Here is a 16703-nt window from a genome sequence, read left to right as displayed (position 1 = left end):
GGTTTTGTCTGCTTTGCAGCGCAATCGCCATGTGCGCAAGAAGCATCGCGAATGACTTGATCTTTTGGTACTTTTGGATCAAGCCAAAAGTACAGAGCTTACCCGCGGCGATTGAGCGGGACAATGTTTACATTTACGCCCTGCTTAGCATGTGCAGAGATTGCCACGCTACGCTCGCAATGACGGGAAATTAAATTATCTCTTTACCATTTTAAAATGCTGTATCCCCGCTTCTTCAAACTGCGGGCCTTCGGCTATAAAGCCAAATTTAGCGTACAGCGTCATGGCTTGTATTTGCGCGTTCAGGTAAACATAGTCCGCATCGGCAGGCAAATCTGCCAGCACTGTGCGCACCAGCTCCTGCCCTACGCCAAGGCCTCTGAATTTTTGCAGCACAGCAAACCGCTCCAGTTTATAACCCTTATCGGTTTTGCGCCAGCGGCAAGCCCCGGCCGGTTCGCCATCAACAGTTGCTAAAAAGTGCGTTGATTCATCCTCGTATTCCCACTCCAACTCGGGCGGGCAGTTTTGTTCGCCTACAAACACCTCACGGCGTATGGCGAATACTTTATCCAGGTCTGCCTGTTCACTAACTTTTTTTACTACTGTCCTTTTTTGCCCGGGCATCATTATAGTGCTTTTTGCTCTTAAAATTTGAGAGTTTAAAATTATGATTTTCCTCGGCAGCATCAATAGAGTGCGTGCAAGTTAAATCATCTTCCTTCTCAGCCATTTCAGATAAGGCTACGTAAAAACGATGCAGTTGGTCAAGGTCAACCTCTGTAAGATCCTCGATATCAACCATACGATTACTGGCGCCCTGGTGCGAGGCCAGCAGTTCGTTTAATTTCAGATGTATGGCTTTTGAATCTTTATTTTGTGCTTTCTGGATCAAAAACACCATCAGGAACGTCACTATCGTAGTACCGGTATTAATAATCAATTGCCACGTGTCTGAGTAGTTGAACACCGGGCCGGTAATCCCCCAAATCACAATAACGGTTATCGCCGTAAAAAAAGCTGCCGAGCTGCCCGTCGCCGCTGTTGCCCAGTTTGAAAATCGTTCAAAGAAGTTTTTCTTTTTCTTAGTCGCCATAGTTGAATTTACCAATTAAATAAAGGGACGTCATGCCGACTTTGTTTCGGTATCCCATCGCAGCATAATTGCTAAGCGTGTGGGATGCTGAAACAAGTTCAGCACGACAATTCACATGATAACTAAAAAAAAGCGCCAATGTTTTCACATCGGCGCTTTCAAGTATTTATACTAAGCTGTAATTACAATTTGTCTGTTGCGTTTAAGCAGTTCAAATCTTCAAAAGCTGCGGTTAAACGCTTAACAAAGTTTTCCTCGCCTTTGCGTAACCATACGCGTGGGTCGTAGTATTTTTTGTTAGGCGAATCTGCACCTTCCGGGTTACCAATCTGATCTTGCAGGTAAGCTTCTTTAGCCTGGTAGTAATCTTTAATACCTTCCCAGAAAGCCCATTGCATATCGGTATCAATGTTCATTTTGATAGCGCCATAGCTGATAGCTTCACGAATCTCTTCCTGGCTTGAACCTGAACCGCCGTGGAACACAAAGTTGATCGGTTTTTCGTCAGCAAGGTTAAATTTCTGTTTAACATACTCCTGCGAGTTATGCAGGATAACCGGCTGTAATTTAACATTACCCGGTTTGTAAACACCGTGCACGTTGCCAAAAGCAGCGGCAACGGTAAAGCGCGGACTAACTTTCGACAAATGCTCGTACGAGTATGAAACCTCTTCAGGCTGTGTATATAAGCGTGAGCTGTCAACGTCGCTGTTGTCAACGCCGTCTTCCTCACCGCCGGTTACACCCAGTTCAATCTCTAAAGTCATACCCATTTTAGCCATACGGGCCAGGTATTGAGCAGAGATTTCGATATTTTCTTCAATTGGCTCTTCAGACAAGTCAAGCATGTGCGATGAGAACAACGGACGGCCGGTTTCAGCGAAGAATTTTTCGCCGGCATCTAATAAGCCGTCAATCCATGGCAATAATTTTTTAGCAGCGTGGTCGGTGTGTAAAATCACCGCAACGCCATAATGCTCGGCCAATAAATGCACGTGCTTAGCGGCTGATGTAGCGCCTAAAATACAAGCCTGCAATTTTGAGTTATCCAGTGATTTGCCGGCATAAAACTGCGCACCACCATGCGATAACTGAATAATCACCGGCGAGTTAACCGCCTTAGCAGTTTCCATTACCGCGTTTATTGAGTTAGTACCAATAACGTTTACAGCAGGTAAAGCAAACTGATGCTTTTTAGCTGCTTCAAATAGTGCCTGCACCTGGTCGCCGTGCAAAACTCCTTTATAACTTTTTAAATCCATTTGGTTTTACTTTGTGGAGGCCGAAGGTAAAAAACATTATCGGTTTTTGGTAAAAAAAGTCTATAAAAGTGATAGATAAATTGCGCACTTATTGTTTAATGTACACTTTAATTGCATGAACAGGCGGGATGGCAGAATAATAGTGAGGTTTTGGGGAGAAACAAGAATTGCCCCCTACTGGCGCGAGTATGTAGCGCAAGCCCGTGCGCAGGATACTTGTGACCCTACAAATTAGCTTAGCACATGCAGAGATTGCTTCGTCCCTGCAATGACGCGGTTGAAATAAGAGGCAAAAAGCTTAATCCTTAAATCCCATAATCCCCAAAATCAAGGTGCAGACAACCGCATTAGCGATAGCAGCGGGCACCGGCCATAGTGAATAAGGCCTGCGCAGTATGAGCGTATAGCGCGACCCGCCAACTGGCGGGAATGCTATTATTCGAAACTTTTCAACAAATGGGTTACCTTTTCATCTAATCATTCTGTTTCATCTTGTTTCACTATAATATCATAAAGCACTGACTAACAAAAATATACGCCAAAACCCTGTTTCATCTGTTTCACTTGTTTTACATCAGCGTGAAACAGAACAGCGATGCTTGCCGCTTGGTTAAACCCCTCCCTGCCCCTCCCAAGGGAGGGAATCACACGTGGCCTAACCTTTATTCTTCAACAACCAATTTTCCACACACCACCATAATCATCTGCACATTTGCACATCCGCATATCTGCACATCATTAAATCAATCAATCGTGTAAACCATTCGAAACTTTTTTCGTTTCTTTGCAGGTACATCTTTATAGAGATACATCGACAGGAGATACATCATATATGGCGTGGTTTAAACGTGAAACACAAGGTATAATTACCACAACCGAGGAGAAGAAAGAAGCCCCGGACGGCATCTGGAACAAGTGCCCGCAATGCAAAAAACCCTTACATTATTCTGAGCAGGTTGAAAACCAATATGTTTGCCACTACTGCGGTTTTCATCTGCGTATAGGCTCAAAAGAATATTTTTCAATACTGTTTGATAACAACGAGTTTACCGAGTTGTACCCCAACATGGTATCGGGCGACCCGCTGAACTTCGTAGACACCAAAAAATATACCGACCGGCTTACCGAAACACAGTTTAAAACCGGCTTGAAGGACGCTATCCGCGCCGCCGTTGGTAAAATTGATGGTCAGGACATTGTGATAGCCTGTATGGATTTTAACTTCATCGGCGGTTCCATGGGTTCTGTAGTCGGCGAAAAGATTGCCCGCTCTATCGACTACTCGATAGAGCATAAAGTTCCTTTTCTGATGATCTCAAAATCGGGCGGTGCACGCATGATGGAAGCTGCTTTCTCGCTGATGCAGATGGCTAAAACATCGGCTAAGCTGGCGCTGCTGAGCGAAGCTAAGGTGCCTTACATATCATTGCTAACCGACCCAACTACGGGCGGTGTAACCGCATCATATGCTATGCTGGGCGACATTAATATTGCTGAGCCGGGTGCGCTGATAGGCTTTGCCGGTCCGCGGGTTATTAAGGAAACTATTAAAAAAGACCTGCCAAAAGGTTTCCAAACTGCCGAGTTTGTACAGGAACATGGTTTCCTTGACTTTATTGTCGACCGCAGGGAAATGAAAGCTGAGCTGGCCGCGTTTTTGAAAATGATGAAGAATTAAGTTTTTGAAACATAAAAAGAAAAGGCTGAACAAATGTTCAGCCTTTTCTTTTTACCAACGTTTGTCATTCTGAGCATAGCGAAGGATCTTATGCGCTTTATCAGTCGCTTTGATAAGATTCTTCGCTATGCTCAGAATGACAAACTAATTTTATATCACCCCTGGCCTATCGGTATCGATAGGTGGCATGTCTTTAATATAAGTACCCTTCTTTTCGGTATTGTTATGCTTATTCAGCTTCGGCTGATTAGCTTGTTGCTGTTTACCTGTTTTACGGGGCTGGTTACTGTCCCAGTTTTGATTGCTGGTTTTCATGACCTTAATTTTTAATAAGCGCTATCTTTTGCCAGACGGTCGCTTGGTATTTAATAAATCAGTTATGTAGCACATTATAAGCTCTCGGTGCCGGGCTCATGGCCTACCATACGCGCAGTGCGACGGCCAAGCGGCTTAGCTTCAAAGTCGGCCTTAATTGGGCCAGATGGAACTTCTTTATGATTTGGCGGCGTTACGTCCGACTTTTCGCTGTAAGAGGCATTAGCACCTTGCTTATGTTGCTGTTGCTCGCTTTTAGGCGCGTAGTTTGTGCCCTCAGCTTCCACTTCGTGTGTGTTACGTTTGCTATTACCGTCTCCGGATTTTCTTTCGTCGAATTTCATAGGTTTTTGAATTTAGTTATTTAACTAATTCGAAAAACCGTGCCAAAATAAAGAAAATATATTTAAGCAAAAATGTCATCTCGACCAACGCGAAAGATCTATACACGCGCTTATCATGGTGTTGCTGTGCAATGTATGGATTTCTCGCATCCGCTCAAAATGACAGATAGTGAAATATTGGGTGGGTATTATGCTTTTACCGCAAACAAATCCTTCAATTTAGTCATCACAAAATCAATCTCTTGTTGAGTATTATACTTAGAGAATGAGAAACGGACAGACGGACGTGTACTGCTGGCGCCTATAGCTGTAAGCACATGCGAGCCAATATCGGTACCTGAACTGCAGGCGCTGCCTCCTGATGCCGAAATACCGGCAATATCGAGATTAAACAGCAGCATGTCGGCCATGTCTGTTTCTGGGAACGAAACGTTTAGTACCGTATACAAACTGGTATCAGGCGCAATCTCCCCATTAAACTCAACGCCGGGGATATCAGCCTTTAATTGCGCTATCATGTAGCTTTTTAAACTTTGTATTTGCGCCTGATGTTCGCTCATATGGGCATAAGCCAGCTCCAAAGCCTTAGCCAAGCCTACGATGCCATATAGATTCTCGGTGCCGCCGCGCATATTACGCTCTTGCGCACCGCCGTAAATAAAAGGTTTAATTTTTATTTTATGGTTGATATACAAAAAACCAACACCTTTGGGTCCGTGAAATTTGTGGGCAGCACAGGTCAGAAAATGAATTTTAAGCTTGCCGAGGTCGTGCGGGTAATGCCCCATGGTTTGCACCGTATCGCAATGAAAAATAGCGTTATACTGCTCGCAAAGATCGCCCACGCGTACAATGTCAGTCAGCGTACCAATTTCGTTATTAGCCTGCATCAGCGACACAAAGCTACGCTCATTATTTTGCAGCAAGCTTTCCAGTTGATTGTAATCAATATTTCCTTTGCTATCGACATCGAGGTAACTCACTTTAATGTCGCCGGCTTTTTCCATAGCCTCAAAGGTATGCAATACGGCATGGTGCTCTAAGCGGGTGGTAATGGCGTGTTTAATGCCATTATCAATCATACCGCAACGGATGGCTGTATTATCGGCCTCGGTGCCGCTACTGGTAAAAAATATTTCGGCAGGCGAGGTATGCAACAGGTTCGCCACTGTTTTACGCGCCTTTTCAATCAAGGCCCGCGACTCGCGCCCATGCGCATGGATAGAAGACGGATTACCATAATGGCTCTCCATCACGTTACACATAGTTTTCATTACTTCTGCATCCAACGGCGTGGTTGCAGCGTTATCTAAATAGACACGCATGGCTTTTTAATGAGTGGATGAGTGAATTAGTGATTGAGTGAATGTTTTGTTTAGCGCCAATACAATCGTCTCTAATTCAATCTTTACCGCTACTTGTTTTATCAGTTATTGTTTTTCTGGCTGATGACGTGACCTTTAATATTTCGATCACCTCTGTCATTAACCCACTTATTTTATCTTTTGTTATTATTTCCGCTTCAATCAATATTTCCATCCAGAAAAGACTTTCGTCAGCCTCCTCAACTACAATAGATATTTTTTTGGCAACAAGCGATACAGTTTAATGTTATCGACAACAAACTTCTTTGTCCTGTCACGAAATTTCTCTACGAATTCAGATTTAGCTTCATTTTCCGTTTCTGAATCTACAAAAAACATTCATTCAAAAACATTCACTCATTCGCTCAATCACTAATTCACTAATTAGCGTAGTTGTAAGATTTCTTTTATATCGGCAATAATCTTATTTGCCAGGTTATTCGCCACTGTTTCTGAATCACCTTCAGAATATATGCGTATAATCGGCTCTGTATTTGAACGGCGCAGGTGTACCCATTGTTTGTCGAACTCAATTTTCAATCCGTCAATAGTTGAGTGGGGTTGATCCTGATATTTGGCCTCTACCTTCAGCAAAAGGGCGTCAATATCCATCTCCGGTGTCAAAGTAATCTTATTTTTGGAGATGAAATAGTTAGGATAAGAAGCACGCAGATGTGATATCGGCTTGCCATATTTAGCCAGATGCGTTAAAAACAAGGCAATGCCTGCTAATGCGTCCCGGCCATAGTGCAGCTCAGGATAAATTACCCCGCCATTACCTTCGCCGCCTATCACAGCTTTAACTTCTTTCATCTTGTTTACCACGTTAACCTCTCCTACAGCAGCGGCATGATACTCGCCGCCGGCTTGCTCGGTCACGTCTCGCAGGGCGCGGGTTGACGACAGGTTTGAAACCGTATTGCCCTTATTGCTTTTAAGGATATAGTCGGCCACGGCAACCAGCGTGTATTCCTCGCCAAACATATTACCATCTTCACACACAAAGCACAGGCGGTCAACATCCGGGTCGACAGCTATGCCCAGGCTGGCGTTTTTAGCCAACACTTCTTTTGAAAGCGCAACCAGGTTTTCAGGCAGCGGCTCAGGATTATGCGGAAACTCGCCATCGGGCTCGCAGTATAATTTATGTACGGTATTAACACCCAATGCCTCCAGTAAAGCAGGGACAAAAATACCGCCGGTTGAGTTTACACAGTCAATAACAACCTTAAAATTTGCGTTCGCAATAGCGGCAACATCAACCAATGGCAGCGCCAATATCTGGTCTATGTGTTTTTTCAGGTAGCTGTCATCGGCAGTTACTTTGCCCAGAGCATTAACCTCAGCATAGGTAAAATCGCTGCTTTCGGCAATTTCTAAAACCTCCTTACCATCGGCATCACTAATAAACTCGCCGTCAGCATTTAACAGCTTTAGCGCATTCCATTGTTTAGGGTTATGGCTTGCAGTCAGAATTATACCGCCTGCCGCCTTTTCCAGCGGAACAGCAATTTCAACTGTAGGTGTGGTAGACAGGCCAATGTCAACTACATCAATGCCCAGCCCCTGTAGTGTACCCAGCACCAGGTTGTTAACCATGCTGCCTGAAATACGGGCATCACGGCCTACTACTATTTTCTTTACACCGCTTTTTTTAACTGCCCAGGCGCCATAAGCCGATGTGAATTTTACTATATCCAATGGTGTTAAACCATCGCCTGCAGCGCCACCAATAGTGCCGCGTATACCCGAAATTGATTTTATTAAAGTCAAAACCCTGTCTTAATAGTTAATATCCGGCGAAATTAATGATATTAAGTGAAGGATTAATGAAATTAAAGTCATTGTTGAAAATTGTGCGGGTTGATTACACTGGCAAGAACATATGCTTGATATACACATACTAAAAGATTGTTTCTATCTTTACCATCCTCAACAAAACATCCATGCCCGACTACCTGCTGCAACTTGACCGGCACTTGTTCCATTTCATTAACCACGACCTGGGTAATGGCTTTTTTGATGTGCTGATGCCTGTTTTGCGTAACCGGCTGGTATGGATACCACTTTACGTATTCATATTTGTGTTTTGCCTTTGGCGATATAAAAAGAGCGGAGCAATGATCATTGTGGGGCTGGCGCTGACCTTTGGTGTCGCCGATTTCGGCAGCGCTACCATCCTTAAATCGGCTTATAAACGGGTAAGGCCTTGTAATGACCCGGCAATGGCAACAACCGTTGTTAGCCGTGTACCTTGCGGTACGGGCTACAGCTTCCCCTCCAGCCATGCCAGCGACCACTTTGCTATTGCAGTTTTCTTAAGCATAGTGTTTTACCGCAAATACAAATGGGTTTTGCCTGCAAGTTTGGCCTGGGCTGCGGCAATAAGCTTTGCGCAGGTTTATGTGGGTGTGCACTACACTATTGACGTTACCTGCGGCGCCATATACGGCACTTTAACCGGCTTAATGCTGGGTTGGGCCTTCTGGAAAATAAAACCTAATTTTCGCTATGAAATTTAGGTTAATAGCCATATTGCTGTTATTGCTGCCACTGGCTGATCAGGTGTATGCTGCCACCGCAATTGATACACCGAGATATGACATTGTTAAGCTCGAGATCAAACAACTGAAACGTCAGCGAACGCTGCATATTTACTTCCCACCAAGTTATTGGAACACACGTAAGAAGTTCCCGGTTATCTACATGCAGGACGGGCAGACCGCCTTTATTGAGGGAGCTGAAAACAACGAAAGCCTGTATGCCGATTCGCTGGTTAACCTCATGCCTACCAATAAGCAGTGCATCATAGTGGCCATTCAATCAGGCATTACTTCGGCGCGTATGCAGGAATATAATCCGTATGCCGGCGACAACGATGCAGCCATTTATGCCGCTTATGTGGTTAAAGATGTCAAAACTTATATAGACACTACTTTTCGCACACTAAGCGACGCTAAACACACCGCTGTAGTAGGCAGCTCAATGGGGGGCTTGATCAGCACCTATATCGCCGCAAAATATAGTGATGTAGTTGGTGTTGTCGGTTTATTTTCGCCGGCTTACTGGTATGCAAAGCCTGTTTATGACGACATTGCTAAGCAAAACATCAACCCAAAAACCAGGTTCTTTTTTGCCTATGGTGATGCCGAGGGTAATGAAAATGAATATATAAGCCAAATGGTTGATCTTTTACTGCAAAAAAAGATTAACCCTAAAAACATACCAGCCCCATTTGTGGCAAAAGGCGGTAAGCACGACGAGAAACAATGGCGTATTGATTTTGAGGCGTTTTATCGGTGGTTTGTTGACGGACTATAAATGATTGTCTCATTCAACACCCTAACTTGTCGCTTAATCCCCCTATGATGCTGAAAATCGCAAGCTAAATTTGATTAACCATTAAACAACAGACCATGGAAACTATCAAATTTGATCAGGACATTAGGGTGATGTATGTCGAGGCTACTTCATTTCCAGACGGCGCTTTGGCTGCTCACCAAAAACTGCATTCGTATTTCCCGTTTACTACCGTGCGTCGGTATTTCGGTTTATCGCGCCCTGAAAGTGGCATAATCCGGTACAAAGCAGCTGCCGAAATTATGGAATCCGGCGAAGCCGAAAAATATGGCCTGCAAACTATTGTACTTAAAAAGGGCGACTATCACGCGCTTACGCTTCGCGATTATATGAAGGATATCCCCTCCATACAAAGAACCTTTAGCCAGCTAATCGCGCTGCCGGATATCGACCCTGAAGGTTATTGCGTTGAGCAGTATATCGGGCAAAATGATATGCTTTGTATGGTGCGGATTGCTGATTGACCTTTTTGTCATCATGGACGTAGCGAAGGATGACAGTTAAATAAAATTTCGGACACATGTCCAATATCCTGAATTGTATTTGTAGTGTGGGTACAAACAATTTATCCACTAACATAAAAACGAAACACCATGAAAGAGTACATGCTAATTTTCAGACATGAAGACGGAAGTAAGATCGCCTCGCCCGAACAAATGCAGATTTGGATGAAAGCCACGATGGACTGGCTCAAAGGCATTGCCGACCAGGGCAAGTTTGACGGCAAGGGCCAGGGGCTTATTTTTGATAACGCCAAAGTAGTACACCATGGTGGCGTGGTTACTAACGGGCCTTTTGGAGAAATTAAGGAGACCCTGGGGGGCTACGTTATTGTAAAAGCCGACTCGGTTGAAGAAGCAGTTGAATTTGCCAAAGGCAGCCCAATTTTAGGCGGCCCGGGCAATACCATCGAGGTACGCTTATTAACTACCGACGACGGCGTACATCAGTAAAACTAAACGCGGCTATCGGTAATGGAGCATCAGCAACTTATCCCGCATTTATTCAGGACAGAGTACCGTAAGATTGTCTCGGTACTCTGTCGCTATTTTGGCATCGACCGGATTGAATTGGCCGAGGACATTGCCAGCGAAACTTTTTTCTCGGCTAGTCACACCTGGGCTGTTAAGGGCCTGCCGCCTAATCCAGTGGCTTGGCTGTACACCGTCGCCAAAAACAAGGCAAAGAACCAGTTGCGGCGGGGCAATTTATTTGCCAGCAAGATCACTCCCGAAATTCAGACCACTGCAGCCTCGCTTTATAACTACCAACCAGACATGTCGCCGCAAGGTATTAATGACAGCCAGTTGCAGATGATGTTTACGATTTGCCATCCGGCGATATCAACCGAAGTGCAGGTAGGTTTGGCGCTACGTATTCTTTGTGGGTTCGGAATCGATGAAATAGCCGACGCGTTCCTGTCTAACAAAGAAACCATTAATAAACGCCTTTACCGCGCCAAACAAAAACTTCGCGAGGAAAACATCAAAATAGAGATGCCCGGCCCAATAGAAATTAATCAACGACTCAAGCCGGTACTCACCACCATTTATCTCCTGTTTAACGAGGGTTATTACTCCGCGAGCAGCAATACCCCACTGCGCAAAGATCTTTGCTTAGAAGCCATGCGATTGTGCACCATGCTTATTGAAAACCCCGAAACCAATAAACCACCGGTAAATGCGCTATTGGCATTGATGTGTTTCCATGCTTCGCGATTTGACGCGCGGGTTGGCGCGAGTGGCGAGCCGGTTTTATACGATGACCAGGATACTTCACTCTGGGATACTGATTTGATTAGCAAGGGTGCTTATTTTCTGCATTGTGCAGCTACCGGTACCGAGCTGACGCAATTTCATTTAGAAGCGACCATTGCTTATTGGCGCACACAAAGGCTTAACACCCGCGAGCAATGGCAAACTGTGTTAGGCTTATACAACCAGCTATTGCAGATAGCCTACACGCCTGTTGCGGCATTGAATAGAGCTTATGTTTTATCGAAAGTTGAGGGAAATGAAGCGGCGATTGTTGAAGTAGAGAAATTAGCGCTTACTGATAACCAATTCTATTTTATGTTATTGGGTGAATTGTATCTGGGGATTGACAAGCAGCGTGCTAAGGGGAATTTTGAAAGGGCGCTGGCACTAGCAAAGGCTGAAGGAGACAGGGCAATTATAAAGCGAAAAATCGCCCTTTTGTTATCCTGAAAACGTATATGTTTACCCTCTCAGCTTATCCAACAAATCGCTCAATAAACCAGCCTCTTCGTCAGTAAGATTATTCTTAACGAAATCTTTTGTTTTAAATTCCTCGTCCATAATCGCCAGCGTCTCCAGTCCCTTTTCGCTGATGCGGATGTCGACAGCGCGGCGATCTTTATTGTTGGTGCAGCGGGTTATCATTTCTTTCTGAACCAGCCGATCGACAATACGTGAGGCATCACTCATCTTATCAATCATACGCTCTTTAAGCAGGTTCACGGTGGCTGGCTTTGGGTACTGACCGCGTAGTATGCGCAAAATATTAAATTGCTGCTGCGTTAAGTTATGACGCTCAAAATGGCAGTTAAAAGTGTTTCTTAACCATCCGTCTGTAAACGCGATATTGATAACCGCCTTTTGGTAGTTATCTTCAAACTTAGAGTGTATTTCGTCGTCTATCCGCATAAACAAAATTTATTGAGAGTACAAATATCCTATTTTTTCTCTGAATTACTACCTTCTTTAGTTTTTCCGTATTCCCAGGGGCAGTGTTTACAACCGTTTTCGCAGCAATAACCACGTTTTAAATGATAGGCTTCAGTTAAAACCCAAAGGCCACTTTCGTTAATGTAATAATCCTCACCCTCTTTCATTGCGTCTGATTCAATATTTTGACTACAATATTATAGCCAAAGTGTTCTTTGAGGTGTCTGCCATTTCCATGCAAGGTCCATATTTGCTGCGGTTTAACTTTTTCGACTGCCGTTAAAATATCATTCCAGTCAACATGGTCTGATATAAAAAGCGTATCGTTCTGGTTTACCTGCAAATTGTTCCAGCCTGACGCAAACAGGCGCTTCACCCCCACTGCTTTGATGTAGCTGTTGAAAGTAAACGGCGGTACCAGATAAACAAATTCATCCTGGGCTTTCATCATTTTACGGCCGTAAAGCTGGTATTTACCCAATTTAAAACCCAGCCGCTCATAAATTTGGTTTATGGGCATAATTTTATGGTGCACCAGCACCTTTTTCTGCGGAGCAAACTGGTTGATCATTTGAATCAATCGCTGGCTTTTACCCATGCCGTAAGCGCCTAAAAGTATATTGCTCTTAATACTATTAAGCTTTTTTATTTCATTAACCGGGTTAGGGTGGATAATGTTCGGATCGGCAAAGGTGCTTTCGGTGATCAGCACATCAGCTCCGACCCATTCAATAGGCTCACAGGTGGCATCAGGCTGTATTTTGTAATCGCCAGTATAAAGATAGCTTACGCCTACGTATTCCATTAATATCATTGCTGAACCTAACATATGCCCCGCAGGTACAAAGGTTAACGTAATATCCTTGATCTTAAACGGCTGATGGTATCCCGCAATATTAAAAGCCTGCGCTGCCGAGCGATGATAACGCAGATACATAAACTCTTTAGTGGGCTGCGTGCAGTAAACTTCTTTATTACCGCTTACCGCGTGGTCAGCATGCGCATGTGAGATGATAGCTGTTTGTACCGGCTGCTGAGGGTCAAGGTAAAAATCGCCATACTTGCAGTAAATGCCATTAGGATTTATAGTGATGAAATCGTCGAGGATGTTCATTAAATTCAAGATTGTCATCCTGAGCGTAGCGAAGGATCTTATTGAGTTTACAAGCAGAGTGTATAAGATCCTTCGCTACGCTCAGGATGACAATGGGTTATTTATGGTGTTGCTAATTGTAAAAACGTTTCATGCAATGCCAACACCTGCGGTATCAGCAATTGCGTTTCATCATTTTCAATGATATAATCGGCCAGCTCGCGCTTTTTTTCCTGGGTAAATTGTTTGGCTTCGCGAGCCTGCACTTCGGCCGCGGTAATATTATCGCGCCGGGTTACCCGCTCAATCCGCAATTCAAGCGGGGCGGTTACCAGCACCGAGTAGTCGCACATTTTATAAGATGAACTTTCAAATAGCAGTGCTGCTTCCTTAACTACATACGGAACATTATTGATCCCGGCCACCCAGTTATCAAACGCTCTGAAAACAGCGGGGTGCGTCAGGTTATTCAGTTTGGTTAGCTCGGCGTCATTGTTAAAAACTATATTGGCTATATATTTTCTATTCAGGCTGCCATCCGTAAAATAAGCCTCGTCGCCAAAAGTTTTTTTGATACCGGCAACCAGTTGCGGGTCGTCGGTCATGATAGTTTTGGCAGCTGCGTCGGCATAAAAAACCGGGACACCCAGCACCTCAAACACTTTACTTGCAGTAGTCTTGCCGCTACCAATATTACCGGTGATACCTATCCTGAGCATTATCTTTTAACTATAAAATCAACATTGCCAGGCTCAACGCTCACCAATTTACAGAAAGCCGGCATGCGGACAACTTTTACGGGTAAAGTACTGATGCCGTACGTTCGCCACAAATTCAAATCGGCCTGGGCTTCAAAAAGTTCTTCATCAATGTCGGCATAACGGTTTAACGAGGTAGTGAATGTCACCTTCACTTTTTGGGGGAACAGTTTCACATTGTAATAGTCGACATTGCCAATCAGCTTCACAGGGAGCTCCAGGGTCTTCTCGGTATATTCCTCAACCGGAATAGTTACCTGTACTGTTTTGGGGTATACGCTGATGTTGCCTTCGGCAGGTACCCTCAGGTTAAGTGCAGTAGTTACATCCTCATTGATGTTTTTAAGCACCAGCGAGTCGGTATGCCAAACATCAATCTTATCAATTAAATTACTGGGCCCGCTAATGGTTACGTAAGCCGGTTTAATAATAGATAAACCTGACTGTGTAAACTGCGGCATATATTTAATGGATTTGATTAGCCTGACAGGTACGCGCCTTACGCTGCGGTTGGTAAAATCAAAATACAAAGTGTCGGGAGTGATGGCTATAATCTGGTTATGAATAGCCTTTTCTGCATTTATGGCCGGCAGTTGTGAACTTACTACTACAAAATCCTCATAATCCAACGGACTTAAGTCAATCTTTATCTGATGGTTTGCCTCGCGAATTTTAGACAGCAGCATTTGCCAGCCGGTACCCTTTACGGTAATATTCACTGTATCTGACTGTAATGAATGAAATGCTCTTTTAAGCGGTGCATTTTTAAAAGTGATGATTTCCTTTACCGTGTAGTTGTAAGAGCTTGACAATACGGTAATTACCCATGCAACTAAAGCCAGCACCAGGCAGGTAAAAAATGCCGATATGCGCCTGCGCTCTGCTGCCGATAATTTTAATATTGCCATTTAAAAGAAGCTAAAAGCTGAATGCAAAAAGCCAAAAGCCAATGTTTTGATAAAGATAAAAGCCAAAAGGAGAAAACTAAAAGGCGATTTAATATCTTTTAGCTTCCTCCTTTCAGCTTTATGCTTTTAGTTTTACTTAGTTACTACGGGCGCGTTCAAAGCTTTTGATTCGTCAATAGAAATTGCCGATTTATTAAACCTGATTTTGTGGCCCCCTTCAGTCTCTAATAAAACAGTGTTATCTGCTATATCAATTACTTTACCGTGCATACCTGAAGTGGTGATCACCTTATCACCTTTTTTCAGCTCGTCGGCAAATTTTTTCTGGTCTTTTTGTTTTTTTACCTGCGGGCGGATCATAAACATGTAAAATACCACAATAATCAATCCCCATACAATCAATAATCTGGTATCAAAACCGCCGCCTGCGGCTTGTGCTAAAATAAGTGCTGTCATTTTTATTTGTTAGGTGTAAGTACTTCGCCAAGTAAGTGCACAATGCTTTGTGCGGGTTGTGTGTTTGCAGTTACCGTGATCAGCTTATCTTGTAAACCTGATTTGCCCCTGCTGTTAAAAGTAACCGAAATTGAACCGGTATCGCCAGGCATAACCGGCGACTTTGGCCAAACCGGCGTTGTGCAGCCACATGATGCTACCGCAGATGTGATGATTAACGGCGATTTTCCGGTATTCGTAAATTTAAAACTGTGTGATACTTTATCGCCCTGTTTAATTTTACCGAAATCATAAGTTGAGGCTTCATATCTGATATCTGAGCCATCTGTAGTATAATTTACATTAGCAGCTTTTTTTTCTTGTTGGTGACAGGCCATCAGCGTACCCGCCATCAAAGCTGCAAAAAACATTTTTTTCATATATCGTTGTTATTCTATTAGTCCGCGGCCAACTTTATTAATTTTCTTTTCAGCTTTAAGCTCAGCCAAAATTTTGTCTAATATACCGTTTATAAACGAGTTACTTTTTGGTGTGCTGTATTCTTTAGATATCTCCAGGTATTCATTAATGGTAACTTTTACCGGGATTGAATTAAAGTTAATAAATTCGGCAATGGCCATTTTCATGAGCAGGGTATCCATCATTGCAATACGCTCAGGCTCCCAGTTCTGGGTTTTGGCAGTGATCATTTCCTGATAATCCTTGTCATAACGGATAGAAGTTTCCAGCAACTTTACAATAAATTCTTTGTCCTCTTCCCAATTACCGGTTACCTCGGCCAGCTTATTTTTCTCAGGCTCATCAAACTGAAAATTTTTGAATGTTTTGGCTATCAAAGCCTGCAACACATCCTTATCTACCGGCCAAAAAATAAATTTCTCTTCAAATACCTGGTCGGCCAGGGTTGATTTGAGAATAACTTTTTTGAAGATAAATTTGATGATGTCTTTATCCGTTTGGATGGTGTCGCCTGTTTTATCCAGATACTCAGTATACTCAGGCGAGTTTTTCAGAACGGTAAACAAGGTCTTAACCAACTCGGGCTCAAATGACCATTCAACTTTGTATTTTTTTAACCCGGCTAAATACTCTTTATTCTGTAACAAAGAAACAGCAAAGCGGTTAGTTAAAATCTTTTGATTAGCGTTAAGGTCCTCTTTGGTTGGTAAATGTTTATTTGCGCGCTCGTTGGCATCAATTGAGGCATAATCAACAACTTCTGATATCAGCGACAGCATCCAGATATACATTTCATATACCTCGTCTATGCTTGCCAGCAAGCTTTTTTCCTGTTGTTTAATATTAGACGCATTGGTTTGGTGGTATGCGTATAATGATTGTAGTACTTTTACCCGTAGGTGCCTTCTGTTTAACATTTTGTA

22 protein-coding genes are annotated in these 16703 nt (G+C 43.5%); 6 read left to right on the top strand and 16 right to left on the bottom strand.

Annotated features, from left to right (window positions below; translation table 11 throughout):
- Positions 1-195: 195 nt before the first annotated feature.
- The 3 genes from ACFS5N_RS01410 to fbaA all read right to left on the bottom strand — a co-directional run bounded on the left by ACFS5N_RS01410 (position 196) and on the right by fbaA (position 2358).
- Positions 196-630, bottom strand: coding sequence for a GNAT family N-acetyltransferase (locus tag ACFS5N_RS01410; RefSeq protein ID WP_377181452.1), 435 nt, complete (start codon positions 628-630; stop codon positions 196-198).
- Positions 590-1096: a low affinity iron permease family protein gene (locus ACFS5N_RS01405; RefSeq protein WP_377181450.1), complete on the bottom strand. Its 507-nt coding sequence runs from the start codon at positions 1094-1096 to the stop codon at positions 590-592. Before ACFS5N_RS01405 ends, ACFS5N_RS01410 begins: the two co-directional genes overlap by 41 nt.
- 182 nt (positions 1097-1278) lie before the next feature.
- On the bottom strand, positions 1279-2358 hold the full coding sequence (gene fbaA, locus ACFS5N_RS01400; RefSeq protein WP_377181448.1) for a class II fructose-bisphosphate aldolase: 1080 nt from the start codon (positions 2356-2358) through the stop codon (positions 1279-1281).
- A gap of 832 nt (positions 2359-3190) precedes the next feature.
- On the opposite strand from fbaA, the gene accD reads away from it, so the two are divergent.
- On the top strand, positions 3191-4036 hold the full coding sequence (gene accD, locus ACFS5N_RS01395) for an acetyl-CoA carboxylase, carboxyltransferase subunit beta (protein ID WP_377181446.1): 846 nt from the start codon (positions 3191-3193) through the stop codon (positions 4034-4036).
- Positions 4037-4186: 150 nt separating this feature from the next.
- On the opposite strand, the gene ACFS5N_RS01390 is transcribed toward accD, so the two are convergent.
- The 5 genes from ACFS5N_RS01390 to glmM form a co-directional block, all read right to left on the bottom strand.
- Positions 4187-4351 carry a hypothetical protein gene (locus ACFS5N_RS01390; RefSeq protein ID WP_377181444.1) on the bottom strand — a complete coding sequence of 55 codons (165 nt, stop codon included), beginning with the start codon at positions 4349-4351 and terminating at the stop codon, positions 4187-4189.
- Between the two features lie 74 nt (positions 4352-4425).
- Complete coding sequence (locus ACFS5N_RS01385) at positions 4426-4695, bottom strand: hypothetical protein (protein WP_377181442.1); 270 nt, start codon at positions 4693-4695, stop codon at positions 4426-4428.
- A gap of 188 nt (positions 4696-4883) precedes the next feature.
- Positions 4884-6020 carry a cysteine desulfurase family protein gene (locus ACFS5N_RS01380; RefSeq protein ID WP_377181440.1) on the bottom strand — a complete coding sequence of 379 codons (1137 nt, stop codon included), beginning with the start codon at positions 6018-6020 and terminating at the stop codon, positions 4884-4886.
- A gap of 76 nt (positions 6021-6096) precedes the next feature.
- Positions 6097-6234 carry a hypothetical protein gene (locus ACFS5N_RS01375; RefSeq protein ID WP_377181438.1) on the bottom strand — a complete coding sequence of 46 codons (138 nt, stop codon included), beginning with the start codon at positions 6232-6234 and terminating at the stop codon, positions 6097-6099.
- 209 nt (positions 6235-6443) lie between these two features.
- Positions 6444-7832, bottom strand: a complete 1389-nt coding sequence (gene glmM, locus ACFS5N_RS01370; protein ID WP_377181436.1) for a phosphoglucosamine mutase — start codon at positions 7830-7832, stop codon at positions 6444-6446.
- Between the two features lie 173 nt (positions 7833-8005).
- Between glmM and ACFS5N_RS01365 the strand changes: the two genes are divergently transcribed.
- The 5 genes from ACFS5N_RS01365 (at position 8006) to ACFS5N_RS01345 (ending at position 11626) form a co-directional block, all read left to right on the top strand.
- Positions 8006-8581: a phosphatase PAP2 family protein gene (locus ACFS5N_RS01365; protein ID WP_377181434.1), complete on the top strand. Its 576-nt coding sequence runs from the start codon at positions 8006-8008 to the stop codon at positions 8579-8581.
- Positions 8571-9380, top strand: a complete 810-nt coding sequence (locus ACFS5N_RS01360) for an alpha/beta hydrolase (RefSeq protein WP_377181432.1) — start codon at positions 8571-8573, stop codon at positions 9378-9380. The genes ACFS5N_RS01365 and ACFS5N_RS01360 overlap by 11 nt, the downstream gene beginning before the upstream one ends.
- A gap of 95 nt (positions 9381-9475) precedes the next feature.
- Complete coding sequence (locus tag ACFS5N_RS01355) at positions 9476-9883, top strand: transcriptional regulator (protein ID WP_377181430.1); 408 nt, start codon at positions 9476-9478, stop codon at positions 9881-9883.
- A gap of 129 nt (positions 9884-10012) precedes the next feature.
- Positions 10013-10372: a YciI family protein gene (locus ACFS5N_RS01350; RefSeq protein WP_377181428.1), complete on the top strand. Its 360-nt coding sequence runs from the start codon at positions 10013-10015 to the stop codon at positions 10370-10372.
- Between the two features lie 21 nt (positions 10373-10393).
- The gene (locus ACFS5N_RS01345; RefSeq protein ID WP_377181426.1) at positions 10394-11626 is read left to right on the top strand and encodes an RNA polymerase sigma factor; all 1233 of its coding nucleotides are present in this window, start codon (positions 10394-10396) and stop codon (positions 11624-11626) included.
- Between the two features lie 12 nt (positions 11627-11638).
- Here ACFS5N_RS01345 and ACFS5N_RS01340 read toward each other — a convergent pair whose 3' ends face one another.
- The 8 genes from ACFS5N_RS01340 to nusB all read right to left on the bottom strand — a co-directional run bounded on the left by ACFS5N_RS01340 (position 11639) and on the right by nusB (position 16697).
- On the bottom strand, positions 11639-12085 hold the full coding sequence (locus ACFS5N_RS01340; RefSeq protein ID WP_377181424.1) for a MarR family winged helix-turn-helix transcriptional regulator: 447 nt from the start codon (positions 12083-12085) through the stop codon (positions 11639-11641).
- A gap of 29 nt (positions 12086-12114) precedes the next feature.
- Positions 12115-12273 (bottom strand): DUF5522 domain-containing protein, encoded by a 159-nt coding sequence (locus ACFS5N_RS01335; RefSeq protein WP_377181422.1) that lies wholly within the window; start codon positions 12271-12273, stop codon positions 12115-12117.
- A complete protein-coding gene (locus ACFS5N_RS01330) occupies positions 12270-13220 on the bottom strand; it encodes an MBL fold metallo-hydrolase (RefSeq protein ID WP_377181419.1) in 951 nt (316 codons plus the stop codon). Before ACFS5N_RS01330 ends, ACFS5N_RS01335 begins: the two co-directional genes overlap by 4 nt.
- Before the next feature lie 101 nt (positions 13221-13321).
- A complete protein-coding gene (gene coaE, locus ACFS5N_RS01325; RefSeq protein WP_377181417.1) occupies positions 13322-13918 on the bottom strand; it encodes a dephospho-CoA kinase in 597 nt (198 codons plus the stop codon).
- Entirely contained in the window at positions 13918-14865 is a 948-nt protein-coding gene (locus ACFS5N_RS01320) for a CdaR family protein (RefSeq protein WP_377181415.1), read from the bottom strand. Before ACFS5N_RS01320 ends, coaE begins: the two co-directional genes overlap by 1 nt.
- 132 nt (positions 14866-14997) lie before the next feature.
- On the bottom strand, positions 14998-15321 hold the full coding sequence (gene yajC / locus ACFS5N_RS01315) for a preprotein translocase subunit YajC (RefSeq protein ID WP_377181413.1): 324 nt from the start codon (positions 15319-15321) through the stop codon (positions 14998-15000).
- Positions 15322-15323: 2 nt separating this feature from the next.
- A complete protein-coding gene (locus tag ACFS5N_RS01310; RefSeq protein ID WP_377181411.1) occupies positions 15324-15740 on the bottom strand; it encodes a DUF1573 domain-containing protein in 417 nt (138 codons plus the stop codon).
- 9 nt (positions 15741-15749) lie between these two features.
- The gene (gene nusB, locus ACFS5N_RS01305; RefSeq protein ID WP_377181409.1) at positions 15750-16697 is read right to left on the bottom strand and encodes a transcription antitermination factor NusB; all 948 of its coding nucleotides are present in this window, start codon (positions 16695-16697) and stop codon (positions 15750-15752) included.
- Positions 16698-16703 lie beyond the last annotated feature (6 nt).

Origin of the sequence: Mucilaginibacter ximonensis (assembly GCF_042686265.1) — a bacterium.
GTDB classification, from domain to species: Bacteria; Bacteroidota; Bacteroidia; order Sphingobacteriales; family Sphingobacteriaceae; genus Mucilaginibacter; species Mucilaginibacter ximonensis.
This window is presented reverse-complemented; position numbering and strand designations above follow the sequence as displayed.